At 64.6% G+C, this 26,597-nt stretch carries 28 protein-coding genes; 15 read left to right on the top strand and 13 right to left on the bottom strand.

Annotated elements, in window-relative coordinates:
• Positions 1 to 55: 55 nt before the first annotated feature.
• The 3 genes from DAAJ005_RS06145 to DAAJ005_RS06135 are packed head-to-tail and all read left to right on the top strand — an operon-like array spanning position 56 to position 3,133.
• Positions 56 to 727, top strand: a complete 672-nt coding sequence (locus DAAJ005_RS06145) for a response regulator transcription factor (protein WP_151846341.1) — start codon at positions 56 to 58, stop codon at positions 725 to 727.
• On the top strand, positions 724 to 2,118 hold the full coding sequence (locus DAAJ005_RS06140) for an ATP-binding protein (protein WP_226342595.1): 1,395 nt from the start codon (positions 724 to 726) through the stop codon (positions 2,116 to 2,118). The genes DAAJ005_RS06145 and DAAJ005_RS06140 overlap by 4 nt, the downstream gene beginning before the upstream one ends.
• Before the next feature lie 43 nt (positions 2,119 to 2,161).
• Positions 2,162 to 3,133: a S8 family serine peptidase gene (locus DAAJ005_RS06135; protein WP_151846340.1), complete on the top strand. Its 972-nt coding sequence runs from the start codon at positions 2,162 to 2,164 to the stop codon at positions 3,131 to 3,133.
• A 3-nt stretch (positions 3,134 to 3,136) separates the two neighbouring features.
• Here the strand turns inward: DAAJ005_RS06135 and fetB are convergent, their stop codons facing one another.
• From fetB to DAAJ005_RS06120, 3 genes are read right to left on the bottom strand one after another with little or no spacing between them, the layout of a single operon-like run.
• Positions 3,137 to 3,934, bottom strand: coding sequence for an iron export ABC transporter permease subunit FetB (gene fetB / locus DAAJ005_RS06130; RefSeq protein ID WP_151846339.1), 798 nt, complete (start codon positions 3,932 to 3,934; stop codon positions 3,137 to 3,139).
• Positions 3,931 to 4,608, bottom strand: coding sequence for an ATP-binding cassette domain-containing protein (locus DAAJ005_RS06125; RefSeq protein ID WP_151846338.1), 678 nt, complete (start codon positions 4,606 to 4,608; stop codon positions 3,931 to 3,933). Before DAAJ005_RS06125 ends, fetB begins: the two co-directional genes overlap by 4 nt.
• An 8-nt stretch (positions 4,609 to 4,616) precedes the next feature.
• Positions 4,617 to 5,456 carry an undecaprenyl-diphosphate phosphatase gene (locus DAAJ005_RS06120; RefSeq protein ID WP_151846337.1) on the bottom strand — a complete coding sequence of 280 codons (840 nt, stop codon included), beginning with the start codon at positions 5,454 to 5,456 and terminating at the stop codon, positions 4,617 to 4,619.
• 192 nt (positions 5,457 to 5,648) lie between these two features.
• On the opposite strand from DAAJ005_RS06120, the gene DAAJ005_RS06115 reads away from it, so the two are divergent.
• The 8 genes from DAAJ005_RS06115 (at position 5,649) to DAAJ005_RS06080 (ending at position 11,703) form a co-directional block, all read left to right on the top strand.
• Complete coding sequence (locus DAAJ005_RS06115) at positions 5,649 to 6,455, top strand: hypothetical protein (RefSeq protein ID WP_151846336.1); 807 nt, start codon at positions 5,649 to 5,651, stop codon at positions 6,453 to 6,455.
• Positions 6,456 to 6,544: 89 nt separating this feature from the next.
• Positions 6,545 to 6,943, top strand: a complete 399-nt coding sequence (locus DAAJ005_RS06110) for a hypothetical protein (RefSeq protein ID WP_151846335.1) — start codon at positions 6,545 to 6,547, stop codon at positions 6,941 to 6,943.
• Between the two features lie 46 nt (positions 6,944 to 6,989).
• The gene (locus DAAJ005_RS06105) at positions 6,990 to 7,583 is read left to right on the top strand and encodes a DedA family protein (protein ID WP_151846334.1); all 594 of its coding nucleotides are present in this window, start codon (positions 6,990 to 6,992) and stop codon (positions 7,581 to 7,583) included.
• On the top strand, positions 7,580 to 8,455 hold the full coding sequence (locus DAAJ005_RS06100) for an alkaline phosphatase family protein (protein ID WP_151846333.1): 876 nt from the start codon (positions 7,580 to 7,582) through the stop codon (positions 8,453 to 8,455). The genes DAAJ005_RS06105 and DAAJ005_RS06100 overlap by 4 nt, the downstream gene beginning before the upstream one ends.
• Positions 8,456 to 8,647: 192 nt before the next feature.
• Positions 8,648 to 9,127, top strand: coding sequence for a PepSY domain-containing protein (locus DAAJ005_RS06095; RefSeq protein WP_151846332.1), 480 nt, complete (start codon positions 8,648 to 8,650; stop codon positions 9,125 to 9,127).
• Positions 9,128 to 9,238: 111 nt separating this feature from the next.
• Complete coding sequence (locus tag DAAJ005_RS06090) at positions 9,239 to 9,922, top strand: phosphatase PAP2 family protein (RefSeq protein ID WP_151846331.1); 684 nt, start codon at positions 9,239 to 9,241, stop codon at positions 9,920 to 9,922.
• Positions 9,915 to 10,754: a hypothetical protein gene (locus DAAJ005_RS06085; RefSeq protein WP_151846330.1), complete on the top strand. Its 840-nt coding sequence runs from the start codon at positions 9,915 to 9,917 to the stop codon at positions 10,752 to 10,754. Before DAAJ005_RS06090 ends, DAAJ005_RS06085 begins: the two co-directional genes overlap by 8 nt.
• A gap of 154 nt (positions 10,755 to 10,908) precedes the next feature.
• The gene (locus DAAJ005_RS06080) at positions 10,909 to 11,703 is read left to right on the top strand and encodes a S9 family peptidase (RefSeq protein ID WP_192930885.1); all 795 of its coding nucleotides are present in this window, start codon (positions 10,909 to 10,911) and stop codon (positions 11,701 to 11,703) included.
• 94 nt (positions 11,704 to 11,797) lie between these two features.
• Here DAAJ005_RS06080 and DAAJ005_RS06075 read toward each other — a convergent pair whose 3' ends face one another.
• From DAAJ005_RS06075 to menC, 3 genes are all read right to left on the bottom strand, one after another.
• Entirely contained in the window at positions 11,798 to 12,340 is a 543-nt protein-coding gene (locus DAAJ005_RS06075) for a single-stranded DNA-binding protein (protein ID WP_192930884.1), read from the bottom strand.
• Between the two features lie 98 nt (positions 12,341 to 12,438).
• Complete coding sequence (locus tag DAAJ005_RS06070; protein ID WP_075830759.1) at positions 12,439 to 13,200, bottom strand: acyl-CoA acyltransferase; 762 nt, start codon at positions 13,198 to 13,200, stop codon at positions 12,439 to 12,441.
• Positions 13,201 to 13,280: 80 nt separating this feature from the next.
• On the bottom strand, positions 13,281 to 14,390 hold the full coding sequence (menC, locus tag DAAJ005_RS06065; RefSeq protein WP_151846327.1) for an o-succinylbenzoate synthase: 1,110 nt from the start codon (positions 14,388 to 14,390) through the stop codon (positions 13,281 to 13,283).
• A 153-nt stretch (positions 14,391 to 14,543) separates the two neighbouring features.
• Here menC and DAAJ005_RS06060 point away from each other — a divergent pair, with 153 nt between their 5' ends.
• Positions 14,544 to 14,981: a DUF1801 domain-containing protein gene (locus tag DAAJ005_RS06060; RefSeq protein ID WP_151846326.1), complete on the top strand. Its 438-nt coding sequence runs from the start codon at positions 14,544 to 14,546 to the stop codon at positions 14,979 to 14,981.
• A gap of 55 nt (positions 14,982 to 15,036) precedes the next feature.
• Entirely contained in the window at positions 15,037 to 16,329 is a 1,293-nt protein-coding gene (gene odhB / locus DAAJ005_RS06055) for a 2-oxoglutarate dehydrogenase complex dihydrolipoyllysine-residue succinyltransferase (RefSeq protein ID WP_151846325.1), read from the top strand.
• A gap of 51 nt (positions 16,330 to 16,380) precedes the next feature.
• Here the strand turns inward: odhB and DAAJ005_RS06050 are convergent, their stop codons facing one another.
• Positions 16,381 to 16,971 carry an HD family hydrolase gene (locus DAAJ005_RS06050; protein ID WP_151846324.1) on the bottom strand — a complete coding sequence of 197 codons (591 nt, stop codon included), beginning with the start codon at positions 16,969 to 16,971 and terminating at the stop codon, positions 16,381 to 16,383.
• A gap of 65 nt (positions 16,972 to 17,036) precedes the next feature.
• On the opposite strand from DAAJ005_RS06050, the gene DAAJ005_RS06045 reads away from it, so the two are divergent.
• Positions 17,037 to 17,549 (top strand): hypothetical protein, encoded by a 513-nt coding sequence (locus DAAJ005_RS06045; protein WP_151846323.1) that lies wholly within the window; start codon positions 17,037 to 17,039, stop codon positions 17,547 to 17,549.
• A gap of 129 nt (positions 17,550 to 17,678) precedes the next feature.
• On the opposite strand, the gene DAAJ005_RS06040 is transcribed toward DAAJ005_RS06045, so the two are convergent.
• The 6 genes from DAAJ005_RS06040 to DAAJ005_RS06015 all read right to left on the bottom strand — a co-directional run bounded on the left by DAAJ005_RS06040 (position 17,679) and on the right by DAAJ005_RS06015 (position 24,794).
• Entirely contained in the window at positions 17,679 to 18,881 is a 1,203-nt protein-coding gene (locus DAAJ005_RS06040; RefSeq protein ID WP_151846322.1) for a polysaccharide deacetylase family protein, read from the bottom strand.
• A gap of 8 nt (positions 18,882 to 18,889) precedes the next feature.
• Positions 18,890 to 20,026, bottom strand: coding sequence for a glycosyltransferase (locus DAAJ005_RS06035; protein WP_226342594.1), 1,137 nt, complete (start codon positions 20,024 to 20,026; stop codon positions 18,890 to 18,892).
• Positions 20,023 to 21,168 carry an LptF/LptG family permease gene (locus tag DAAJ005_RS06030; RefSeq protein WP_192930883.1) on the bottom strand — a complete coding sequence of 382 codons (1,146 nt, stop codon included), beginning with the start codon at positions 21,166 to 21,168 and terminating at the stop codon, positions 20,023 to 20,025. Before DAAJ005_RS06030 ends, DAAJ005_RS06035 begins: the two co-directional genes overlap by 4 nt.
• A gap of 91 nt (positions 21,169 to 21,259) precedes the next feature.
• Positions 21,260 to 21,688, bottom strand: coding sequence for a 3-hydroxyacyl-ACP dehydratase FabZ (gene fabZ, locus DAAJ005_RS06025; protein WP_151846320.1), 429 nt, complete (start codon positions 21,686 to 21,688; stop codon positions 21,260 to 21,262).
• A 77-nt stretch (positions 21,689 to 21,765) separates the two neighbouring features.
• Positions 21,766 to 22,806, bottom strand: a complete 1,041-nt coding sequence (locus tag DAAJ005_RS06020; protein ID WP_151846319.1) for a rod shape-determining protein — start codon at positions 22,804 to 22,806, stop codon at positions 21,766 to 21,768.
• Positions 22,807 to 22,961: 155 nt separating this feature from the next.
• Entirely contained in the window at positions 22,962 to 24,794 is a 1,833-nt protein-coding gene (locus DAAJ005_RS06015; protein ID WP_151846318.1) for a S9 family peptidase, read from the bottom strand.
• Between the two features lie 125 nt (positions 24,795 to 24,919).
• On the opposite strand from DAAJ005_RS06015, the gene DAAJ005_RS06010 reads away from it, so the two are divergent.
• On the top strand, positions 24,920 to 26,437 hold the full coding sequence (locus tag DAAJ005_RS06010; protein WP_151846317.1) for a carboxypeptidase M32: 1,518 nt from the start codon (positions 24,920 to 24,922) through the stop codon (positions 26,435 to 26,437).
• Positions 26,438 to 26,597 lie beyond the last annotated feature (160 nt).

The following is a 26,597-nucleotide window of genomic DNA, read 5'->3' as shown; positions in this document are numbered from 1 at the left end:
GCACACTGGACGGTATGACTCCTCCCGCCACTCAAGACTCTGATCAGGACCTCCCATGCGCCTTCTGATCGTCGAGGATGACCCCCACATCGCCGAACTGCTGCGCGACGGTCTGGGCGAGGAAGGCTACGAGTGTGACCATGCGGCCAGCGCGCACGAGGGCGCGGAACTGGCCCGGCTCTTTCCCTACAGCCTGCTGATCCTGGATGTGATGCTGCCCGAGGGCATCGACGCAGGCTATGTGCTGAGCCGTCAGTTGCGCGAAGGCGGCCTGAACACCCCAATCCTCTACCTGACGGCGCGCGGCACCGTGGAAGACCGGGTGGAAGGGCTGGAGGCGGGCGGTGATGATTACCTGCTCAAGCCGTTTGCCTTCAAGGAACTGCGGGCACGGGTGCGCGCGTTATTGCGCCGGGCCAGCGGCAACGCGCAGAACACGCTGCCCTTGCCGGGCGGCTGGGTGATGGATCTGGGCGGACGGGAACTGTACCGTGCGGGCGTGCGCGCCGACCTGACCCGCCGGGAATTCGGACTGCTGGAACTGCTGGCCCTGAACGGCAACCGTGCCTTTACCCGCGATGAGATCATTGACCGGCTGTGGAGCGGCGAGACGGGCGTGGAGCCGAAGGTGATCGACGTGTATGTCAGCACCCTGCGCCGCAAAACCGGGGACGGACTGATCGAGACGCTGCGGGGCGTGGGTTACCGTCTGGGACGTGCCGATTGAGCCAGACCACACTCCTTCAGCCCACACCCATTCAGAAGGTGCTGGGCCGTCTGAGCCTGCGCCTCAAGCTGATGCTGGGGTACGCCATCGTGTTTGCCCTGACCGTGCTGCTGGGCGGGGCAGGGGTGTATTACGCCGCCGAGCGGGCGCTGACCGCCTCGCTGGACACCACCCTGCGCGAGACCGCCAGCGTGGCGCAGGCCAGCATTGATCAGCATGAAGACGAGGAGGGGAAAGGCAAAGCATTGGAGAAGGCGGATTTCAACTCCGAGTTGAAACCTTCCGGCGATCTCAGCATTGAACTCCTGGCGTCTACTGGAAACATCCTGGCGCGGGCAGGCAAGCTGGAAGACACCTCCGACAGTGTCTACCCGACCACACCCGGCTTCTCCACCGAGGACAGCCGGCGGGTGCTGACCTTGCGGGTGGATGACCTGTATCTGCGCGTGTCCCGGCCCACCGATACGCTCCTGGGCTTTCTGGAGACGCTGGCCCAGTTGCTGCTAGTGGGCAGCGTGTTCATGATTGCCGTGGCCTGTGGGGCCGGGTACTGGCTGGCCCACCGCGCCCTGAAACCTGTGGACGCTGTGGCCCGCACCGCCGAGAGCATCGCCGCGCGGGGCGATTATGCCGAACGCGTGCCTCAGACCCCCGGCACCGATGAGATGGCCCGGCTGACCCGCACGGTGAATCTGATGCTTGATGGTCTGGCCGGAACCATCGAGCGCGAGAAGGATTTTGCCCGCACGGCGGCCCACGAACTGCGGACACCCCTGACCGTGCTGCGGGGCCGCCTCGATCTGACTCTAGAGCGTCCGCGTGAGGCCGCCGAGTACCACAAGGCGCTGCTGGGCATGGTGGGCCGGGTGGAGGCGCTGACCGCACTGACCGAGGGGCTGCTGGCCCTGGCCCGCACCGACGCGCCCAATGAGCTGGAAGAGGTGGAACTGGCCGGAATTGCCGCCCAGGTGGCCGAGAGCTGCGAGGACATGGCGCGGGCAGGCGGCCAGCACATTCGCCTAAACCTGGAACCAACATGGGTACGGGCTGAGGGCGAGGGTGTGCAACGCGCCGTCCGCAACCTGCTAGAGAACGCCTTAAAATATGGCAGCGGGCAGGAAGTCGTTCTCAAAGTGTCTGCTCAAGAAATTCAAGTCATCAGCGGTGGACTCGGACCTGATCCGGCGCAGTGGCCCCGGCTGCTGCAACCCTTCGAGCGCGGCGCGGGCGTGCAGGGTGTCAGCGGCAGCGGCCTGGGGCTGGCCCTGGTCTCGGCGCTGGCCCGGCGCTGGGACGCCCGACTGGTGCCGGAGTGGGGGGAGGGAACATTCAGCGTGGCACTGGCATTTCCAATCGCTGACCCCCGGCCCGAATCGCTTCTGGTTTGCTAGCCCGCTATACCGTCCCTCAACTTCCGGCGTGCAGGCTGGCACCATGAACAGACTGGGCGCGTGGGTGATGGGGTTGACGCTGCTGGCCGGAGCTGGAGTCTGGAGCGTGAATCGCACCGAGTCGGATTGGGTACTGCGCCGAATTGACGAACCTGCCGAACTGCGTTTCACGGTTGCCCATCCTGTGACCGTGGCTGTCGTGGATACGGGCATCTTGCCCCAGGCTGCGCTGGATGGTCGCCGCCAGAGCGGCTACGATTTCGCCGCCGGGTCTGCCCACACCCCCCACCTGATCAATCCCCACGGAACAGCGGTGGCGGGCGTGGTCCACAGCGTTAATCCGGGGGCAAAGATTCTGGACGTGCGGCTCAGCGACACGGCGGGACAGACCACGCTGAGAAAGGCCATCGACGCCCTGCGCTGGGCGGCGGGACTAGAGGTTGCTGGCGTGCAGTCCAATCCCTTTCCGGCGCGGGTCATCAACGCCTCTTTCACCCTCAAGTCCGTGCCGCACACCGGCTGCGCTCCCACTATGCAAAGCGCAGTGAATGAGATTCTGGCGCACGGCACCGTCATCGTCGTGGCAGCGGGCAATACCAATGCCCCGGCGTGGCAGAACACGCCTGGGGGCTGCCGGGGCGTGATTACTGTGGCCGCGACGGATGACCAGGACCACCGCGCGCCGTATTCCGACTGGGGCGCTGCCGTGGCCCTGTCGGCTCCGGGCGGTACGGTGGCCGAGGGGGTGGACGTGTGGTGGGGCAAGCACCTCTCCGAGCGGCGTGGAAGCAGCTACGCCGCGCCGCTGGTGGCCGGGGCCGCCAGTTTGCTGCTGGCCCAGCATCCTGAGTTGAACCCAGCAGAGGTCAGAGGAATCCTTCAGCGCAGCGCCCGGCCCTTCGCGCAGGGAGGCTGTGACCCGCAGCACCGGGCCGGGTGCGGTGCGGGAGTCTTAGACGTGGCCGCCGCGTTGCGTTCCACTGAATTGCCACCCGTACTGGCAGGCACATACTGAGCTTCAGCGTGGCCCGGACCCACCCAGTCGCTCCCCCCGCAAGCGGTCACGCGGGTCCAGCAATGCGCGGTAGGCCAGCAACACCGCGCCCAGGCTGCCCAGCGCCGAACTGGCCGCGATCACGAACATAATCACGATCTGGTAGCGCACCGCCACGCCCGGCGACGCCCCCGCCAGGATCTGCCCGGTCATCATCCCAGGCAGGCTGACCAGCCCCATCACCGCCATGCTGTTCAGCGTCGGCACCATGCCCGTCCGCACGGCGGTCTGCACCGTGTCGTGCGCGGCCTCCCAGCGGGTTGCCCCCAGCGCCAGCCGTTCCTCCACGGCGCTGCGGTTGGCCTCCAGATCAGAGGTGAAACGGTCCTGTGCCAGCGACACACTGGTCAGGGTGTTACCCAGGACCATGCCCAGGATCGGCACCGCGTACTGTGCCTCAAACCACGGCCTGATCTGGAGGATGCCGCTCAGGGCCAGCCCGGTCAGGATAAAGGAGCTGCCGAAGATGGCGGCGAAGGCGTCCAGGAAGATGCCCGGATAACGCCCCTTCGTGCGGCCCACGGCGGCCTGCGCGGCCAGCACGGTCATGACCAGCCCGATGCCCAGGATCGGCCAGGGAGAACGCAGCGCAAACACCCAGCCCAGGATCAGGCCCACCAGCAGCAGTTGCACGGTCATCCGTGTTCCAGCGATCAGGATGTCGCGGCCCAAGCCGAGGCGCAGCCGCCAGGACAGCAGCACGCTCAGGCCCATCAGCGCTGCCGCCAGCACGACTTGAAACAGGGAGATGGGAACGCTCATGCAGGAACACCGGATAAATGCTGAATGCGGGTGGCAAAGCGTTCCTGCTGCGCGCGGTCATGGCTGACGAACACCAGCGCCCGCGCGGGGCCAGTGTCCAGCCAGTTTCTCAACACAGCCTCCACCCCCTCTGCCGTTTCCGCGTCCAGCGCCGAGGTCGCCTCATCCAGCAGCAGGACCGTGGGCGACAGCAGCAAGGCCCGCACCAGGGCCACCAGTTGCGCCTCGCCGCCGGACAGACGCGCGGCGTCCTGATCCAGAAAGGCGGGGGGGCGTCCCAGTTGTTGCAGCAAGTGGGACGCTTCTTCAGGGCAGTAGCTTTTGCCAGCGTGAATCTTGAAACCGAATGGTTCAGCCAGATGCGCGCCCACCGTGCCAGATGCGGGCGCAGGGCGTTGCAGCAGGTACATCACCTCGGCACGAAACCGGGGCATAGGCCACGCGGACTGGGGTTTGCCGCGCAACCAGACCTCTCCACCTTCCAGCGCGTCCAGACCCGCCAGCTCCCGCAGCAGCAGACTCTTGCCCACGCCCGACGGCCCGGAGACGGCCAGCCGCTCACCCGTCCTGACCTCCAGATCAACGCCCTGCCACAGACGCCGGGAGCCGACGCTGCGGCTCAGGCCACGCGCCGAGAGCAAGACCTCCTGATCTGGGACAACCTGACTTTGCACAGACCGTTCTACCGCATCACGCCTGTGGCGATCAGCAGCAGGATCAGTGCGCCCGCGATCACCCGGTACACTGCGAAGCCCCGGAAGTCGTGGGTGGAGACATACTTCAGGAGCCAGCCCACCGAGATCAGCGCCGTGACGAAGGCCACTGCCGTGCCCAGAATGAGGGCCAGACTGCCGCCCGGAATGCTGCCCAGCGCGTTTCTGGCTTTGTACAGGCTGTACAGCCCCGCGCCGCCCAGCACCGGAATGCCCATGAAGAACGAGAAGGCGGTGGCGGTCACGCGGTTCAGGCCCGTCAGCAACCCGCCCACGATACTTGCGCCGCTGCGAGACACACCGGGAATCACGGCCACGGCCTGAGCCACGCCGATAAGTGCGGCCTGACGCAAGGTCACGCTGTCCAGATCGGGTTCGGCCTTCACATCACTTGCGCCGTGCTGGACGGGTTCCCTGCGCGCCGCCTCTACAAACCACAGCACCACACCGCCCAGAATCAGGGTGATGGCAACCGTTAGCGGCGAGAACAGCGCGGCCTTGATCGCCTTCTCGAAGCCCAGGCCAATCACGGCAGCGGGGATGGAGGCCACCACCAGATTGAGCCAGAACCCCCTGGCCCGGCGGCTGCCCTGAAACAGCCGGGTGACCTGGCCCAGCAATTCGCGCCAGTAAAACCACACCACGGCCAGGATTGCGCCCAGTTGAATGACGATGGTAAAGACCTCGCCGGTGTCGCGGTAACCGATGAGCTGCTCGGCCACGATCAGGTGGCCAGTGGACGAAATCGGTAGAAATTCGGTCATTCCTTCAACGACGCCCAGCATCACGGCCTGCACTTCTGGATTCATGCGGGCAAGCTAGAGGGGACAGGTAAAGCGACGGTATACCGAAGGGCAAGTCAACGCTATACCGCTTCTATACCCTCCACACCTACGCTGCCTCTGCGCTGCACCAGCCCCCGCGCAGGAGGTTTTCCCGATGAATCAATGCACCTGCACCACGTCCGCCCTGTTCCACTTCTCTGCGCGTTCAGGTCAGGCATGACCGCCGCCGCCGCCACACAGGACAGCACCCTGCGGACCCTGATCAGCAAGGTGCCGGAAGTCACCGCCTTCTTCTGGATCATCAAGGTGCTGGCCACCACCGTGGGCGAGACCGCCGCCGATTACCTGAACACCACCCTCAACCTGGGCCTGACTGGTACCTCACTGATCATGGGCGCACTGTTGATTGCCGTGCTGATCGTCCAATTCCGGTTGAAGAAATACGTGCCGGGCGTGTACTGGCTCGCCATCGTGCTCATCAGCGTCGTGGGCACCCTGATCACCGATAACCTGACCGACAACTTCGGCGTCAGCCTCTGGACCAGCAGTGCCATCTTCGCCGCCGCGCTGGCCGCCACCTTTACCACGTGGTATCTGCGCGAGCGCACGCTGTCCATCCACAGCATCTTCACGGCCAAGCGCGAAGGCTTTTACTGGCTGGCGGTGCTGTTTACTTTCGCGCTGGGGACGGCGACAGGCGATCTGCTGGCCGAAAAATTGCAACTGGGCTACCTCAACTCGGTTCTGCTTTTCGCCGGAGTGATCACGGTGGCTGCCCTGGCACACGTTTATCTCAAACTGGGCAGCATCCTGACCTTCTGGATCGTGTACATCCTGACCCGTCCGCTGGGAGCGTCCATCGGGGACTTTCTTTCGCAGGCCAAAGTGGACGGCGGACTGGGTCTGGGAACCACCGTCACCAGCTTGATCTTCCTGGCCGCGATTCTGGCCATCGTGAGCTATCTAGGCGTCACCCGCCGCGATCAGGTGGCCCTGATTGACCCAGAGGTGAACACCGCATAAGTGTCTGAAAAAGTATCACTTCGTCCTCGTTTCCTCTGGCTGATCAGAGGAGACTCGGCTTCTTAAAAAGGCACCACAAGGGAGAAACGATGAAACACCTACAGGACCACTGGTTTGGCTTACTCCTCCTCGCTGGCATCGGCTGGATGCACTTCCGAGACATTCCCGACAAGCTGGGAGAAACCGCCTACCTGGGCTGGCTGTACATTCTGCTGGTGGCCGGATGCGCGGCGGCGGGGGCGTGGCTGCTGTCCAGTCACTGGAAAAACGGCTACACACTAGGCCTCTTGATTTCGGGCGGGGCCATCATCGCCTATACCCTGACCCGCACCGTGGGCTTACCCAACGCAAAGGGCGACATTGGCAACTGGGCCGAACCCGCCGGGATCATCTCGCTGATTCTGGAAGCGGCGTTCGTGGTATTGAGCATCGTGCAACTGCGCCGTTCCACCACAGCAGTTCAGGCGTCCGCCGCCGCCCTGCGCTGAGGCCCGCGTATACCGTCCCTATACCTTGGTTGCCTACGCTGCGGACATGTTTGATCTTCCGCACCTGATCCAGAGCGTGTCTTACCTGGGCATCTTTGGCATGATCTTCGCTGAATCCGGCTTGCTGGCCGGGTTTTTTCTGCCTGGTGACAGCCTGCTGATCACGGCAGGGATTCTCGCCAGATCGGGCAGCCTCAACCTGCCGGGAATTATGCTGGCTGTTTTTCTGGGCGCAGTGATCGGAGATAGCGTGGGCTACGCGATTGGCAGACGTTTTGGCCCCACCGTGTTCAGCCGCCCGGAAAGCCGCCTGCTGAAGCCCGAATACGTGGCGCGCACAGGCGCTTTCTTTGACAAATACGGTACTAAAGCCCTGATCATGGCCCGCTTCATTCCGGTGCTGCGTACGGTGGCCCCCACGATGGCCGGCGTGGGCGGCATGTCCTACCCGCGATTCGTGTCTTACAACGTGCTGGGCGGATTGCTGTGGGCGCTGAGCGTGCCGCTGCTGGGCTACTTGCTGGGCGGGCTGATTCCCAACCTGGACCGTTACATCCTGCTGGTGATCGGCGTGGTGATCGTACTGAGCTTTATTCCGGTGGCCGTGGAACTGCGCCGGGCGCGTATGGTGAGAGAATGAGGTCCCAACTGGCCGGACTGATGGCGGTGGTGTTGATGTCCTCCGCAACGGCGGCCCCCGCACCCTTCTCGCACGTTTTCGTGATCGTCATGGAGAACACCGGATACAAGGAAGCTATCGGCAATCCTAATCTGCCGACGCTCAACGCTCTGGCACAAAAGTATTCGCTGGCGACGAATTACACAGGCGTGGCGCATCCCAGCCTGCCCAATTACGTGGCGCTGCTGTTCGGTTCCACCTTCGGTAGCCACAACGACGATCCGCGCCAGAGCTTTAAGAGTGACAATCTGGCCCTGCAACTGGAAAGCGCCGGGCTGAGCTGGAAAGGCTACTTTCAGGGCCTGCCCAGCGTGGGCTGGGATGGCGGCGCGGCGGGCCATTACGGCAAGAAACACAACCCCTTCATGCTGTCCGCCGACATCGCCGCAAATCCTAAGCTCCGCCAGAATGTCGTGAAACTGGACGCCCTGAGCGCCGATCTGAACTCCGGCAAAGCGCCGAACTTCGCCCTGATCGTGCCGGACGTGTGCCACGACATGCACGGCGCACTGAACTGTCCGCGCGGGCCAGCCCTGCAACGCACAGGCAACGCTTTCATCAAGACCTGGACGGAGAAGATCATGGCATCCAGCGCCTGGACGGGCCGCTCAGCCATCGTCATTACCTTTGATGAATCGGAGGGCGGCGACAAAACCGGAGGTGGCGGCAAACTCGCCACGGTGGTCATCACCAAGAACGGACCGCGCAATGTCACCTCGGCGCAGCCCTACAACCACTACTCGCTGCTGCGGACGCTGGAGGACGGCTGGGGACTGCCTGCGTTGCGCGAGGCGGGGCAGGCTAGGCCAATGACGGATTTGTTCGGGCCATAGCCCTCCAGAAGACACCCTCGCTTGTTCACTGGACTCCCCCAGCGGTTGCGGGAGTCCATATCCTTTGTCATCTCTTGTGTATAAGCCGGATGTACCGTGCTATACGCGTTCTTTACCTCTGGCGAGCAAACTCTGGGACAGGTGAACGGCAGACCGCCTTCACGCTCAAACCCCCTCTCAAGGAGACCCACCATGAACAACAAGACCAGGACCATGCTGCTCACCATGACTGCCGCCGTTGCCGCCCTGCCCCTGGCCGGGTACGCCCTGGCCCAGAGCGCACCCAAGACCGCTCCTGTCATGACCCAGCCACTGGCCCAGACCCAGATGAAGAACGCTACCCAGGAACCCATGATCAAGGGCAGCATCCTGCTTCCCGCCGAGCAGAAGGGCGTGGAAATGACGGACGCCCAGGAATCGGCCCAGTACCTCAAGCTGGCGAAGATCACGCTGGACCAGGCCAGGGCCGCCGCGTTGGCCGCCGTTCCCGGCACCGTCACCAGCATCAAGCTGGACGAGGAAGACGGTTACCTGGTTTACGAGGTGGAGATCGGCACCCAGGAAGTGATCATCGACGCGGGCAACGGTAAGGTGCTGTATCAGGGTGCAGTGGACGCGGGCGAGAGCGGGGCAGAAAACGACAACGAGGCGGGTGAAACTGGCACCGACTGACCCCACATCCAACCCCTGACCTCCAGAAAGCCGCCCTCCGGGGTGGTTTTTTGCTGCATGCCTCCCGTCGGGTATACCACCGCTTTACCTTGGCGGTGCATGCTGGGCGGCATGCACCTGCCTCCTGCCCTGACCCGCCTGCGCCCAGTGGCCCTGATCCGCTTTCTGCTGGGCATCTTGCTGCCGCTGATCCTGATTGGCGTGATCGCCGAGGACGTGCTGGAGCGTCAGCGCTTCGCCTTCGAGCAGCCCGTGATGCTGTGGGTCCATGCCCACGCCACGCCCGCTCTGACGACCATCAGCCTGTTCCTGCACACTTTTGGCGGGCCGCTGCCAATGGGCGTGGTGTTTATCGTCATCGTGCTGGCCCTGTGGTTCACCCAGCGGCACTCCCTGGCGGTGTTCGCGCTGCTGGGGCTAGGCAGTTCGGTGGCCCTCGCCTTCGCCATGAAGCTCATCTTCGCCCGTGCCCGCCCGGAGTTGTGGCCCCGGCTGGTGACAGAGAACGGCGCGTCGTTTCCCAGCGGTCACACCACCGTGGCGGCGGCGCTGGCCACCTTCGCCGTGCTGCTGGCCTGGCACAGCCGCTGGCGCTGGCCCGTCCTGATCGTGTCGGCGGGCTACGCCTTTCTGATGGGCTATGGGCGCATTGTGCTGGGCGTCCACTATCCCAGCGACGTGCTGGCGGGCTGGCTGACTGGACTGGCCTGCGTGCTGGGCGCGTACAGCGTGCTGGGCAGCTCTCTGCGGCTACTGCGCTTAGACGAAAAGGTGGAGGTGAAAACCCATGCTTAAGGCAAAGTCGATTCCCCTGATAGTGGCCGCTTGCCTCTCGCTGGGCAGCGCCCAAACCCAATCAGGACCAACCCAGGGCAGTGCGGGCTGGAAGCTGGACCCCGATGGACGGCGTTCCCTGATCCTGCCCGATCCTGCGGGCGACTCGCAGTTGGTGGTGCCGCCCGTGTGCTGGCAGCGTAAATGCCCCGTGGTCATCGTCTCGCACGGACGCGGCGGGCAGGCCAGCGACGGCAGTATTCACAAGCCATTTGACGCGATGCTGGACGCCATTGACGTTCAGGGCTTCGTGTTGTTGCTAAGCAGCGATGGCGGACGCGAAACCTGGGGCAGCCCGGCGGCGCTGAACACGCTGCGCCGGGCCTACCAAGCGTCCCTTCCCCGATTTCAGCATGATGGGCGGGTCTATACCCTGGGCATTTCGATGGGGGGACTGCCTGCGACGCTCACCGCATACCGGCGCACGCTGGGAATGCCCATCAACGCTGTAGCACTGGTGGCGGGCCGCGTAAACCTGCATGACGCCGTGCAAACCTCCAAGAGCCGGGGCCGGAGTGTTGCGGCGGCATTCGCTGGAGCGTCCATACGGGGGTATGATCCCGTCAATGATTTCAGCAGGTTCGTGGGGACGAAAACACCCTTGCTGGTGGTGAGCAGTCCGCAGGATCAGGCCGTCAACGGCACCAGAAACGGCCTGTTATTGGCGGCGCTGGCCCGCAAGGTAGGCACTCAGACAAGAGAGATCGGAGTCATGGGGCCACACCTGAACCGCCAGTATGTGAACGCAGATATCGGGCGGCAGATCGGCGCATTTTTTGGGGCACACTGCTGAGCAAGGATTCGGACGCTTTTGAACAAGCCTGGCGCTGAGATTCTGTGTCTTCCTTCTGCCCCCACTAGACGCTGATATGGACTTCAGTTGAAATGGGATAAAAAGGTGGAGGTGAAGACCCACGTTTGAGCTGTGCCGGGCCGTGGCGCTCATGTTGACCGCCTGCCTTCTGCTGGGCTGCGATCAGAAATGGAGCGGGGCTGACTGGACGCTGACTCCTGATGGACGGCATTTGCTGATCCTGCCCGATGCTGCTGGAGACTCGCAATTGATCGTGCCGCCCGCGTGCTGGAAACGCGCCTGCCCCCTGGTGATCGTTTCGCACGGACGGGGCGGACAGGCCAGCGACGGCAGCTCCCACGAGCCTTTCAACGCCATGCTCAGCGCCCTCGACGTTCAGGGCTACGCCCTGCTCCTGAGCAGTGACGGCGGGGGTGACACCTGGGGCAGCCCGGCGGCACTCAATACGCTTAGGCGGGCCTACCGCGCCGCCCTGCCCCGCTTCCAGCACGATGGACTGGTCTATACCCTGGGTATCTCGATGGGTGGCCTGCCCGCAACGCTCACAGCCTACCGGCGCACGTTGGGGCTTTCCGTCGGTGCCGTGGCTGTGGTGGGAGGCTGGGTCAACCTGCGTAATGCAGTGCGGACGTCAAGGAGCCGAACCAGAGCCGTCGCGGCGGCTTACGGTCAGGCGTCCACGCGGGGGCATGATCCAGTCAATGATTTCAGCGGCTTCGTGGGCAATCGAACGCCGTTGCTGGTGGTCAGCAGCCCGCAGGACAGGATGGTGGCCGGTGAAAAGAACGGTCTGCTGCTGGCAGCGCTGGCCCGCAAGGCAGGCGCGCAGACCGAAATCATCGCGGTAACCGGGCCGCACCTGAACCGCCAGTATGTGAACGCAGATATCGGGCGGCAGATCGGCGCATTTTTTGGGGCACACCGCTGAGACATCCTTCAGATTCTTCTGGAGGCGATTGGCATTGGGATGCCTCGTCCCTCAGCATTGCAAGTCAGGCTGACAGACGCCAGCCTCACCATGTTTAGAACGGCGTTTCGTCTTCCACCACGGCCACAGGGGCAGGCCGCGCCGCCGCCACAGGCTGGGGCCGGGGCGCGGGTGGACGGGCGGCCTGTTGCGGTGCGCGCCCTCCTCCAGGCGTGGCGTAGCGGTCCTGGCGTTTTCCCCCCCGGAAGATCGCCAGCGTCACGTACTCGAATTCGCCGTCGGCCTTTTCGCGGACATGCTCGGGATCGGTGCCGCGTGCGCCCCGGCTGTACTTGACGGCGGCAGGCAGCTTCATCTTGCGGCTGTCCACAGCTTCCAGTTCGCGGCGACGGTAGGCCAGTCCCCTATGAATGACCATGTCCTCGCCTTCCGGGTTGGTCCATTTTCTGGCCCCGATTAAGGACCAATCGAAATCGGACTCGTTGTCCAGCGGAAACTGATAGCCGCCCCCTGGCACTGCGCCGCTGGTCCAGCCCAGACGGCCATATTGACGCTGCACGTCCAGCAGCTTATCGGCACTCTCCACATCCACGGTCACCTGCGCGCCTAGATCGGTGATAAATTCTATGTGTAACAATTGAGCCTCCCTTACGTAAATAACATAACACAGTTTAGACGTGGGTGTGTCAGCAGATGCCTGAATGTCTAACCGTCAAGACGCGGTGCATCCTGCGGTCAGGCGGTTTGAGGGTCTCTCGTCAGCACGTAATACACCCGCTCGCCATCGGCGGCCACATCCGTAACCACGTAGCCGCGCCCCATGTACTCGCCCAGCACCTCGCGCAACGCCAGCCGCCAGCCCAGACGCAGCGCCTCGTTCATCAGCTCCGCCTTGCGGGGAACCTCGGCCAGCACTTGCGGGTCATTCAGATTCAACCTCGGCGCGTCCGGTTCCTCGCCCTCCGGCACGGCGGCCAGCACCACCTCGCCGTCTGGGGCGGGGGGCGGGTGGGCGGCGCGGGGCTGAGATAGGTCCCATTCGATCATCAATCGGTCTGCGGGAAAGGCGGTGGCCGGATCGTCGCCCATCGCGTACCAGTCGGGATGGTAAGACACGGCCCGGGCGCCCAGCTTGCCCAGATTCAGGCGGGCATTGCGGGCGATCAGCGGATCAAAGGTCCAGGTCATGCGCTGTATGCCCTGCGCCAGCACCCGCTCCCGTTGCGCATACTTAAGAGCCACCGCCAGCCCACTGCCGCGCCAGTCCGGGTGGACCGCCAGCAGGTGCGAGTGGTGCCACAGTTGTCCACCCACCAGCGCCGGAAAGCCGTAGGCCAGCCCAAAGGGAAGCTGCGGACCGCCTTCAGGTGCGTCTGCCGCATACGCGCCCAGCACCACGCCACCGCACACCGAACTGATGCGGAACATGCTGCTGGGCAGCACCTCGCGGTCCGGGTAGCCCCAGGCGTCCACCTGCACACCCTCCAGGCCGCGCATGGCCCAGGGATCGGTCACGTCGCGGATTACGTAGGGGCGTTTAGGTAGCGGAGCTTCTGGAATAGGGCCGGAGACAGCGCTCAAGGGCGGTGTTCCTCCGTCAACTCGGCCACGCTCTCGATGAAGTCGCGGTTGAGGGTCACGCCAATTCCGGGACCTTCCGGCACAGGCATCAGGCCGTCCACGGCTTCCAACGGTTCGTTGATGATGTCGGTTTCCCAGTAGCGGCTGGCGCTGGAGGTATCCCCCGGCAGCGTGAAATTGGGCAGGGTGGACAGGTGGATGTTGTGCGCCCGACCCACACCGCCCTCCAGCATGCCGCCGCACCACACGGGCGCACCGAACGCCTGCGCCACGTCATGCACGCGGCGGGCTTCGGCCAGACCTCCCACGCGGGCCACCTTGAGGTTGATGACGCCGCCTGCGCCAATCGCCAGGGCTTTGCGGGCATCCGCCGCGCTGGCGATGCTCTCGTCCAGGCACAGCGGGGTCTGCATTCGGCTCTGCAACGTGGCATGGTCCACCAGATCGTCCCAGGCCAGCGGCTGCTCGATGTAGGTCATCTTGTACTGGTCCAGCGCCCGCAGGCGCACCGAGTCGGCCAGCGTGTAGGCGCTGTTGGCGTCCACCGTCAGGCGGATATCGGGGAAGGCCTCGCGGGTGGCGCGCACCGGAGCCTCGTCCCAGCCGGGCTTGATCTTCAGTTTAATCCGGCGGTAGCCCTGCTCGACATGGCGGCGCACGGCGTCCACGGTGGCGGCTTCGTCGGCCTGAATGCCCAGACTGACGCCCACCTCCACCTGGGTTTTGCGCCCGCCCAGCAGCGTGCCCAGCGGCACATTCAGCATTCTGGCCCACAGGTCCCAGGCGGCCATCTCCACCATCGCGCGGGCCATCTTGTTTCCCCGGAAGGCGCCCAGAGCGTCGTTCAGCTCTTCCGGGTTGGCGAAGGTCTTGCCCAGGATGCGTGGCAGGAAAATGTTTCGCACCAGATCCAGCGCCCCGGCCAGCGTTTCCTCGCGGTACATCGGGGCCACTTCCATCGTGCCCTCGGAAACGCCCTGTACGCCGTCACCGTGAAGCACCAGCAGCGGCACCGTGCGGGCGGTCTGCACGCCGAAACTGGTCTCGAACCGGAATTTCAGCGGCAGGCGGACGATCATGATTTCGGCGGCTTCTATTCGCAGCATGGCACACAGTATGGGGGCTGCGAACTAGAATGGGCTGGAAAACGGGTGAACGTGAGGCCAGAAAGACGGGACGATGGAACGGGTTCCGGCCTCATCCTGGCAGAACCTTGACCGCACTCCAGCCTGCACATTCACAGCCTCTGAGGGGGAAACATGAGCAAGTCAGACGTTAGCGCGGACCAGAAAGAGAGCGCGGATCAGTCGGCATCGCAACTCATCTCGGAGAAGATCGCTGGCCTGGACGACTGGCGCGGCGAAAGCCTGAGCAGAATGCGGGCGTTGATTCTGGAGGCCGACCCGGACGTGACCGAGACCTGGAAATGGGGCGGCACCCCCGTCTGGGAACATGACGGCGTCATCTGCACGGGCGAGACGTACAAGGGGGCCGTCAAACTGACCTTTGCGAAAGGTGCATCGCTGGACGATCCGGCCCGGATCTTCAACTCCAGCCTGGAGGGGAACACGCGCCGCGCCATCGACATCCATGAGGGCGAGGCGATAGATGGGGAGGCATTCAAAGCGCTGATTCAGCAGGCCGTGGCCCTGAACGGCGTGAAAAAGGCCAAGTCTCCGAAGAAAGCAAAAACCTGAACCCCCGCCGTTCCCACCCCAGTCACAACCCCTGGGCGCTATAACTACAGACACTATGGCGGACATCAAAGTTCCAGTTTTTTCCGAATCGGTCAGTGAGGGCACGCTGCTGACCTGGCACAAGCAACCTGGCGAGGCGGTCAAGCGCGGCGACGTGCTGGCCGAGATCGAGACCGACAAGGTGGTGCTGGAGGTCACGGCACAGGCCGACGGCGTCCTGCAAAGCGTCGCCAAGAACGAGGGCGATACCGTGCTGAGCGAGGAAGTGCTAGGCGTGATGGGCGACGCGGGCAGCGCGCCTGCCGCCCCAGCAGCGAAGGCCACTGAAGAGGAAACCAGCGGCCCCATTCCCGACGAAAAGAGTGCGGGCGGCACCGCCGTCCAGCCCGACAGCACCGGCACCCAGCCTGCGGCCCAGGGGGCAGAGCGGCGTGAAGACCTCTCCCCCGCCGTCCGCAAAGTCGTGACCGAGAACAATCTGGACGTGAGCCAGATTCCGGCCACGGGTCCGCGCGGCAACATCACCAAGCAGGACGCTGTTGTTGCTGCACAGGGCGGAAGCACCGATCAGGGACCGCAGAAGGCGGCAGCGCCAGCATCGGCAAAGCCTGCCCAGCCTGCACCCTCAGCCATCATTCCCAGCGGCCCACGCACCGAACAGCGCGTTCCGATGACCCGTATCCGCGCCCGCATTGCCGAACGCCTCAAGGAAGTGCAGAACAGCGCCGCGCTGCTGACCACCTTCAACGAGGTCAACATGCAGCCCAGCATGGACCTGCGCAAGAAGTACCAGGATCAGTTTGTCGCCAAGCACGGCGTCAAGCTGGGCTTCATGAGCCTGTTCGTGCGCGCCGCCACCGAGGCCCTCAAAGCCTTCCCGCTGGTCAATGCCAGCATCGACGGCAAAGACATCATCTACCACGGCTTCTACGACATCGGCATTGCGGTGGCCAGCGAGCGCGGTCTGGTGGTCCCGATCCTGCGCGATACCGACGGCATGGGGCTGGCGACGATTGAGAAAGAAATTGCGGGCTACGCGGCCAAGGCCCGCAGCGGCAAGCTGACCATGGAAGACATGAGCGGCGGCACCTTCTCGATCACCAACGGCGGAACGTTCGGCAGCATGATGAGTACCCCGATCATCAACGCGCCGCAGAGCGCCATTCTGGGCATGCACAACATCATCGAGCGGCCCATCGCGCAGAACGGTCAGGTGGTCATCGCGCCGATGATGTATCTGGCGCTGTCCTACGATCACCGCATCATCGACGGCAAGGAAGCCGTGCAGTTCCTGGTCATGATCAAGAACCTGCTGGAAGACCCGGCACGCATGTTGCTGGAGCTGTAAACACAGCTAGTCTGAGGCGGCTTCCAGGGTCTGGAGGCTGCCTCTTCGTATCTATTCAGGCATGATGCCCGCCTTCACCGCCCGCGCCGCCGTCCCCTGTGCCAGCTCCCATAGTTCTGGGAAATCCTCCAGTGCCGGACGCTTGAGCGCCAGCAAACGCCCCAGGGTCAATTCGGGGTGTGCCGCCGAGCCGATTCCGCCCGTCCCCCAGGTCAGGAGCATCGGCTGCAAGGCGTCCAGGGCACGCGCAAAGCGGGCTTCGGGACTCTGGCGGGCCTCGAACTCCTGCCAGGCTTGCCGGAACGTGTCGCATTGATCCGGCGGAAGCTGCCTGAACAGCCGCGCCGCCGCCTCTGCCTCATGTTGGGCCTGCTGCTTTTTGCTGGCTTCAGACTGATCGAAATGCATGTCTCCGGCGTAAACCTCCACCAGATCATGCACAACCAGCAGTTCCATCACCCGGTTCAGATTCGTACCGGGCGGCGCGTATTCGCCCAGTGTCAGGGCCATCAGCGCCAGATGCCAGGAATGCTCGGCGCTGTTCTCGGCCCGCTCGCCGCTGTGCAGCAGCGTGGTACGCGTCACGGCCTTGAGGCGGTCACAGGTCAGCAGGAACTCCACCTGCGCGTCTAATCGAAACATGCCGGGAAGCATACCCGCCGTCAGCCGTCAGGCTTTTGAGAGACCGCCGAGTTTAACATCCAGCCATGACGGTCATGCCGGCCACAGCCCCACAGACAGCGTTGCACGGACGCCTGGGCAACATCAGCGAGGGCCTGGACTTACACGCCACCTGGGACGGCCAGCGCGTGAGCGGGCGCGTCGGCAGCTTCACGGCGGGGCAGGACATCGTGGTTTCGTTGGCCGCCGATGGACTGGAGGGCCGGGTGGGCAGCTTCACACGCGGCTTTGACCTGCGCGCCGAGGTTCTGGCCGGGGAACTGCACCTGCATCTGGGCGGCGTCGTGGGCGGCATAGACGCCCGCCTGGAATTTACAGACGACGCAGCGGTGGGCCGTTACGGGCGCTTTACCGATGGCCTGGACCTTAATCTGCGCCACTATGCGGGCGAGGTGCGCGGGCGCTTCGGCGGGTACACGAGCGGCACGGACTTTCGGATGGACCTGGGCGACGTGCCGCTCCCACTGGCCGTGATCCTGGCGGTCAGCGCGCTGTCTCTGTGGCGTGAGGATGTGGCTCTGGCCGCGACGCCGGGTTAACCGCGAGCTGGCTTCGGGAACCGATGCTGTAGAAATTCTGGCGAGTACCGAACGAGGGAGAGCAGCGCAGCCACAGCTTTGGCCTGGGCAGAGAGCACCATCAACCGCCAGGAAACTGCGTGCCCCGCGCTATTCACGGTCCCCATACTGCGCCAGGAAGGCTGCCCGGCTCAGGATGCTCAGCCTCGGCTCGGCCACCTTCGGTGCGCCCGCAAAGCCCCAGCGCATCACACGCGCCCAGAGTTGCAGGCGGCGGGCGTCGGCGGCAGGCAGGTCATACGTCTCGAAGCCCATCACGGCCATGAGTGGCGACACGGCACTCAGGCAGAAGACGTACTGCGCGTCCCGCAGGTCCGGGCGGTGCAGCAGATCGTCGGCCACCAGCAGATAATCCCGCTGCGCCTGCCGGATGGCAGGACGGTTGATCCCCAGGTCCACCATCAGGGGATTGTTGACATGAAACTCCGCACACGGCGCACCCTTCGGCACCAGGGTGCCGTCGGCCAGCCTGATACCTTCCAGCGGAAAGGCCGAAGCGCCCGTGCGGAAGAGGTTGTCGGCCCGGCCCGCCGTGGGCTGAATGCGGCCCAGCCGATCAAACACGCCGTCCACAGCGATAAAAGCCCGCCGCCGTAGCGCCGCCGAACCGACGGGCGTCCCCCCCTCCAACCCAGAGACAGTTTTGAAGGTATAGCCGCGTGCCTTCCACTCCCGCAACAGGCCCGGCAGCATCGGCACCGTGTTCACCGCCCCTGGCCCGGCGTCGTGCAGGACGACGATAGAGCCGGGGCCAGCACGAAGGAGCAACCGCTCCCGCACCTGTTCCGGCGTCAAGTTGGGCTGCCAGTCCTGGCCTTCCACACTCCAGTGGACGCCGCGCACGCCCGCCGCACGCTGACCCAGCACAGTGGCCAGGGTGTACGCGCCGTGGGGGGGACGGTGGTATTGAACAGGCTGACCTGCTACTTTTGCCACCCGCCGCACCGCCCGCACCACATCCAGAAATCCACCCCAGGGCGTGCGAATCCAGGCATGGACATGTTTCTCGGCGTGGGCAGCCACTTCATGTCCCTCGGCTAGCATGCGGGCGATCAGTTGGGGATGCGACTCGGCCCGGCCCGCAATGACGAAGAAGGTGGCCCGCGCCCCAACATCTCGCAAGGCGTCCAGCACGGCAGGCGTGGTCAGTGGGTCCGGCCCGTCATCGAAGGTCAGCGCCAGTTCACGCTTTCTGCGGCTGCCCTCGCGCAGCAGGCCGATATTGGCGAATTGCACGGCCAGAGCGGGAAGAATCAGGTAGGCAGTCAGGGCGGCGAGGGGAAAGGAGTTCACACCTCTGTTCACCGTCCCAGTCTCTTCAACAGCGCCGCCGCCACCCGGTCCGCCGCGTCCGGCACGCTGATCATGCGGGCGCAGTGGCCCATGCGGGCGTTCTCGTCGCCGTCCAGGGCGCGCAGGACGGCGGGGCGCACCTCATGCAGTTTCCGCGCCCACAGGGCTGCGCCGTGGCGTTCCAGATAGTCGGCGTTGTGTTCCTCCTGTCCGGGAATCGGCTCGTGAATCACCTGGGGAATACCCAGCGTGGTGGACTCGGCCACCGTCAGGCCGCCCGCCTTGCCCACCACCAGATCGGAGGCGGCCAGCAGTTCAGGGAAATCGTCGGTATGGCCCAGTTGATGTACCGTGGCCCCGCCCACCCGCTGCACGCCCCGGCCCCTGGCCCCGGCCAGCACCAGCACCTGCACGCGCCGCCCCAGCCCAGATAGCTCGTTCAACACAGGTTTCAGGGCGCGGTAAGTTCCAGTGCCACCGCCAGAAATCAGGATCAGGGGCAGGGCAGGGTCCAGACCATGTTTGAGTCGTAATGCAGTCTTATCGGCCCCGATCAGTGTGCGGTATTCGGCGGCAATCGGAATGCCCGTGACCTCCACGCTGCCTGCCGGAATCTTCCAGCGGGCCATCTGCTCGCGGGCTTCCTCGGTGGCCACCAGCAGCAATTCGGCCTCGGGTCGCGCCCAGTGGTGGTGAACGCGGTAATCGGTGACGATCAGGGCATTCAGAAAGTCCACGCCCAGGCGCTTTCGGGCGGTGTTGGACAGCGCCACAGTGGTGGGATACGAGCCGACGACGACTTCGGGGGCCACCTCCTGCACGTCACGGGTCATGCCGCGCAGACCCAGCCAGCCGAAGGTTCCGGTCAACGCCTTCGGCTCGGTCTCGGAGTCGGTCCAGTCGTAGAACGCCTTGTACATGGCGGGGGCATGACGCAGCCACAGGTCATAGGTTCCGGCGGTCACGGCACGCTCGAAGGGATTCAGGTAGGCCAGAAAGTCGGCGTGGCGGGCACTCAGGTTCACGCCTGCCGCCCGCAGCGCCTGATCCAGCGCGTCGTTGGCCTGAAGATGTCCGCTGCCAAAGGAGGCCGACAGAATCAGCGCACGCAGCTCTCCCCTGTCTGTCACGTTCTTGTCGGTCACGTTCGCCTCAGAAGCCACAGACCGGCCCCGGCAAAGACGATATTTGCCAGCCAAGCGCCCAGTTCCGGCAGGGCAGGCATGGCCGCCGCCACGGTCAGGCCAACGAAAAACAACAGGTAATAGGCCACCGCGATCAGCAGGGCAATCCCCAGGCTGACCCCCAGCGTGCGCCCGAAGCGCAGGGCAAAGGGCAGGGCGGCCAACGCCAGCACCAGATTCCCGAAGGGCAGCGCCAGCTTGCGGTTCAGGTTCAACCGCGCCGCCTGCCGTTCGGCGGGCTTCATGCCGGGGGCCGTCAATGAGGTGATCAGTTCCGGCCACCCCTGCGCGTCTGCCCCGATGGCGTCGGCATAGGTGGCCAGGGTCTGCTTGCGCGACAGTCCGGTATCCACATTCAGCGTATCGCTGGTTTTTTCGGGGATCACCACGCTGGGAAACACGTTCTGTACCGCCGCGCGGAAGGCTGCCGGATCATTTTCCGGCACAGCGGAAAGTTGCGCCGCCGCCGCATAATCCACGGTGTAGACGCTGTAACCGCGTAGCGAGAGAACGTTGTTCTCGAACGTCCCCACATCGGCAAAGATCAGCGTGGCGCGGCGCTGGCCGTCTGGCAGCCACTTCTCTACCCGCACGCCCCTCAGCTCGCGGGAGGCAGTGTCGTACCCGGCCAACGACAGGGTCAGGCCCGCGCCCAGATCCACCGTCTTGCCCACCAGTTGCGACAGGCCCGCTCCAGTCAGGGCGTCCCAGTACAGGCCACGCGTCTCCACGTTGGCTCGCGGGGCCACCCACAGGCTCAGCCACACGGCCAGCGCCGTGACCAGCGCGGCCACCACCCAGGCAGGCCGCGCCACCCGCCCCAGGCTGATGCCCCCCGATTGCACCGCCACCAGCTCGCGCTCGGTACTCATGCGCCCAAAGGCCACCACGGTCATCAGCACCACGCCCATCGGGAAAACCTTGACCAGCGTGTCCGGCACTTGCAGGCCGATCCACTGTCCGATCAATCCCACAGGAACGCCCGTCAGCCACTGACTGGAGATGAAGAAATACCCGAAGCTCAGGACCGCCGTGAACAACAGTGTGCCGGCCAACAGCGGCGGAATCAGCTCGGCGGTGACGGCGCGGGTCAGGCGGGTCAATGGGCACTCCAGGCAGACGACACAGGACACAGAATGCCGGACACATTCATCAACTTATTGTGCGTCCCACGCGCCGCATCCTGCCTGCGGGTCACCCCTTGCCCACCGCGAACAGGATCGTGGCCTCTGCCGCCACCTGTCCGTCCACTTCCGCGCGGCAGGTGGTCTTGCCCAGGCCCCGGCGCATGAATTCCAGCTTGGCGTACAGGTGCAGGGTATCGCCGGGAATGACCTTGCGCTTGAAGCGTGCGCCGTCGATGCCCGCCAGATAGCCGATGGTGCCGGGTTCCAGAGCCTCGTGCATGCAGAAGAAACTGGCCTGCGCCAGCGCCTCGATGATCAGCACGCCGGGCATCACCGGTTCAGTGGGAAAGTGCCCCGTGAAGAACGGCTCGTTGACGCTCACGTTCTTGATGGCGTGGACCTCACCATTTTCGACGCTCAGCACGCGGTCCACCAGCAGGAAGGGAAAGCGGTGTGGGAGGGTCTTCATGACCTCCTGAATCATTATGGGTTGCATGGGGAACTCCTTGGGGGAGGCAGATGGTAGGCGGAAAAAGACTCTGAATTCTCTTTCCGCAAGTCTTACCGTTCTACTTAGCGGCGCAGGTAGTAGTCGCTGGAGACCAGACTGTCACCCAGCACCGAGAGCATATCCAGCGCCATGCCGGTGCCGACAGCCACAGCTTCCACGGCGTTCTCGGCCACGGAAACGGGAATGCCGGTGGTCTGGCGCAGCAGTTCGTCGAAGTTGCGCAGCAGGCTGCCGCCGCCCGTCATCACGATGCCCCGGTCGATGATGTCGCTGACCAGTTCGGGCGGGGTGATCTCCAGCACGCGCTTGACGCCCTCCACGATGCGGGTCACGGGTTCGGCCAGAGCCTCCACCACGTCGCGGCTGTCCAGACTAATGGTGCGGGGCAACCCGTTGATCAGATCCCGCCCACGCACCTCGGCCACCAGATTCTCGGCGTCGTTGAGCAGCATGGCCGCGCCCACCTTGACCTTGATTTCCTCGGCAGTGCGCTCACCGATCAAGACGTTTTCCTTGCGGCGCACGTAGCGGATAATGCTCTCGTCAAACTCGTTGCCCGCCACACGCATGGACTCGCTGACCACGATGCCGCCCAGCGAGATCACGGCCACGTCGCTGCTGCCGCCGCCGATGTCCACCACCAAGCTACCCAGCGGTTCGGTGATCTTGAGGCCCGCGCCGATGGCCGCCGCCAGCGGTTCCTCGATCAAAAAGGCGCGCTTGGCACCGGCGTTCAGGGCCGCCCGCAGCACCGCCCGGCGTTCAACATCGCTGACGCTGCTGGGCACGCCCACCATCATCTGCGGCTTGAAGCCGAACAGCCGCCCGGCGTTGCCCTGCACTTTCGCCAGGAACATGGTGATCATCTTCTCGGTCAGGCCCTCGTCGGCGATCACGCCGTCCTTGATGGGCCGCACCGCCACGATGCCGCCAGGGGTACGCCCGATCATGCGGTACGCTTCCTCGCCCACCGCACGGACCTGCTTGCTGTCGCGGGTCATGGCGATCACGCTGGGTTCCTGCAACACCAGGCCCCGGCTTTTCGTGTAGATCAGAAACGTCGCCGTTCCCAGATCGATTCCAATGTCTTCTGACAGCCTCACGCTCTACCCCTCCGCTTCACTCCGTCCTCCCGGGGTCTCCCCCAGTCAAAACGCACTGATCGTATCACGCGCTACAGGCGCTTCCCGGCAGGATTAGATGAGCGATTTTGCAGAGGACTGGACAGGGTTCTGGCTACCAGGGCTGCTCCGCTGTGCTACAGCCGCCGTTCCAGGTAATCGGCCATCAGGCGGTAACTGCGGGTCTTTCCGGCAATGTCGCCCGCGCCGTGACCCTCGTCACCAAACTCGACGTATTCAAAGTCCCGGCCTTCCTCGCGCCCGCTGGCCAGCAGCGCGTCGCGGAAACCACGGGCCTGGTTGATCGGGCAGCGCGGATCATTGGTGCCGTGCATCATGAACAGGTGCGCCTTCAGATCGGCGGCGTGTGTGATGGCGCTGCGGTCCCGCCACAGCGCGGCGTTCTCCACCGGATCGCCCATCATGGTGCGGAAGTAGTAGCCCAGTTGCGGCATCACGCGGCTGTTGTCCTCGTACAACTGATGCAGATCGGTGATGCCCACGATGGGCACGCCCACCTTGAACAGATCGGGTTGCTTGACCACCGCCATGTAACTCATGTACCCGCCGTAGCTGCCCCCAAAGATGCCCAGGCGTGCGCCATCCACCTCCGGCAACGATTTGAGGTATTCCGCCCCAGCGGCGATATCGGCCAGATCGCGCCCACCCCAGTCCAGCAGGTTGGCGTCGCGCCACGTCACGCCATAGCCGGTGCTGCCGCGCACGTTGGGACACAGCACCAGATAGCCCCGGTCCGCCAGAAACTGCGCCTGCGCGTCGAAGCCCCGGAAGAACTGCGCCGTGGGGCCGCCGTGCGCGTGGATCAGGACCGGGTAGGTTTTGCCGTCCTCCAGCTCACGCGGCTTGTAGAGGATGGCGGGCACTTGCAGTCCGTCCGCCGTGGGGTAGTGGACATACTCGCCCGGCACGAAGTCGGCAGGATCCACATCGCCGTAGTCGGCGTCCAGCAGCACTTCGGTGGTGTCGTCCGCGAGGTTGTAGAGCAAGACCTGTGGGCGGGTGGTGGCGGTCACGTAACTGAACAGCAGGTGGCTGCCGCCGCGCGCGAATTCGGTTCCCACGGCCAGCCCCGGCGGCAGCTTCAGCTCACGCGCCTCGCCCGTCGCCGTGTCGTACAGCACGGGGGTCAGGGTGCTGTCCACGTTGCGGATCACGCTCAGCCAGCGCCCGTCCGGCGAAAAGCTGCCGGGAGACTCCTCGATCCGCTCATCGGCGGGAGTGAGCCACTGCACCTCGCCCGAGTCCACGTTCAGCAGACCTACCCGCCTGTTTCCGTCCGCGTCGCTGCTGGCGGTCACACGCTTTCCGTCCGGGTGCCACTCGCCCACGCTGTCCTGGCTGCCCTCACGGACGCGCAGGACGCGCTTCAGGCCGGAGCCATCGGCATTCAGCACGTAGCCGTCGGTGTTGCGGAGATCTGCGCTCTCGTTGGTGGTCAACGTCAGCCGTGTGCCGTCGGGACTCCAGGCGGCGGCCTGGGTGGAGTTGGGCAATGCGGTCAGCGCGGTCCAGGCGTCCTCGCCCTCTTTCGACAGGTCATAGACATGCACGTTCATCTGCCCGCCGCGCGTGCTGTTGACCAGTAGCCGCCCGCCGTCCGGGTGCGCGTCCACGGTGTAATCCATGCTCTGAGCTTCGTGCTGCAAAGCGCTGACCGCGCCCGACTCCAGATTCAGACCAAACAGCGCCTGCCGCTCGTCGCCGTTGTGATCGCGGCTGAGGAAGATGCGCGAGTCGTCCGCCGCCCACACGAAGCCCGCCCGGATGGCTTTGGGGGCCTGCCCGTCCGTGATCTGACGGCGCTGGCGGGTCTCCAGATTCAGTGTGTACAGCTCGAAACGCCCGGTCCAGTCGGCGTAAAAGGCCACCTGATCGCCACCGTGAGAGACGTTCAGCGCCGCCACCGTGGGCAGGGCCGCCAGGGCTTCCAGAGAGATGCGTTGTGACATGGGAAGAAGTGTCTCACACTGGGCAGAGGCGGAATATGAAGACTGTGGGCTAAGCCAATCGGCCTAGCCTGCGGTCTGACGGCTTTTTCGGTATTGGCCCTTTCTCCCTGCGCTACGCTCTCGCCATGACTTCCAATTCAGCCAACGATACCCAGTGGGAAGACCTCAAGACCCGCTGGCAGGAACTGAGTGATCTGGGCGGCATCGGTTCGCTGCTGGGCTGGGACCAGAGTACCTATCTGCCCGCCGGGGCGTCGGCGGGCCGTTCGCGCCAGCAGTCGCTGCTCTCGCGCATGGCCCACGCCCGCGCCACCGACGCCGGGTATGGCAAGTTGCTGGACAACGCGCAGGGCCGCACGGACCTCTCGCCCGCGCAGACGCGCATGGTGGCACTGGCCCGCAAGAACTTCGAGGAAGCCACCCGCTTTCCCGCCGACTTCGTGGCCGCCTGGAGCCAGCACGGTGGCGACAGCTACAGCGCCTGGACGACGGCACGCCCCGCCAACGACTTTGCGCGCATGGTGCCGTATCTGGAAAAGTCGCGGGATTTCAGCCTGCAAGCGGCAAGCTACTTTCCCGAATTCAGCGATCCGATGGACTACTTTATCGATCAGTCCGACGAGGGCATGACGGCGCAGCAGGTGGGCGACGTGTTCAGCAAGTTGCGCGAGGCGCTGGTGCCGCTGGCCGACGCGGTCATCGGGGCCGGCACTCCGCGCACCGATTTCATGGGCCGCCATTACGACAGCACCACGCAACTTAAATTTGGCGAGTCGGTGATCCGCGACTACGGCTACGATTTCGAGCGGGGTCGCCAGGACCTGACCCACCACCCTTTCATGACCCGGCTGGGCGGCCAGGACGTGCGGATCACCACCCGCGTCAAGGAAAATGACCCCACAGAGGCGCTGTATTCCACCTTGCACGAAGCCGGACATGCGCTGTACGAGCAGGGCGTGAGTGAGGAATACCTGGATACCCCCCTCGGCGGCGGCGTCAGCTCTGGGGTGCATGAGAGTCAGTCGCGGCTGTGGGAAAACCAGGTGGGCCGCAGCCGCGCCTTCTGGGCCGCCTACTTCGGCAAATTCCGCGACGCCTTTCCCGATCAGCTCGCGGGCGTGTCCGAGGACGAGATGCACCGCGCCGTCAACACCGTGGCCCGTTCTCTTATCCGCACCGACGCCGATGAGCTGACCTACAACCTGCATGTGATCACCCGCTACGAGTTGGAGCGCCAGCTTCTGGGCGGTGGGCTGGCCGTGCGTGACCTGAACGACGCCTGGCACGCCGCCTACGAGCAGAATCTGGGCCTGCGCGCCCCCAGCGACGTGGACGGCGCCTTGCAGGATGTTCACTGGTATTTCGGCAGCATTGGTGGGGCCTTTCAGGGCTACACGCTGGGCAATGTCTTGAGCGCGCAATTCTACGCCGCCGCCGAGAATGCCAATCCGGGCCTGGAAGGCGACATCGCCCGCGCCGATTTCAGCCGCCTGCACGGCTGGCTCAAGGAAAACGTCTACGCGCCGGGCGGACTGTACAAACCCGCCGAACTGGTGGAGCGGGCCACCGGGCAGGCCATGACCGTGGAGCCGTATCTGAAATATCTGCGGGGCAAGTATGGGGAGCTGTACGGGGTGAGCTGAGGAGGCCAATTGGAAGGGGATATGGGCCGAAAGCCTCATTGCTGGAGTGGTGGAAAAAAGTTTGCCTGGTGGCCCCCTCTGCAAGCAGGTCTGCGACTCACCCTTCCATCGCTACGCGACTCCCTCCCTCTCCCTCAAGTGGAGAGGGGAAAAGGCCAAG

The organism is Deinococcus sp. AJ005 (genome assembly GCF_009017495.1).
Classification (GTDB): domain Bacteria; phylum Deinococcota; class Deinococci; order Deinococcales; family Deinococcaceae; genus Deinococcus.
Note: the sequence above shows the minus strand (reverse complement) of the source record. Positions and strands in the feature narration are given on the sequence as shown.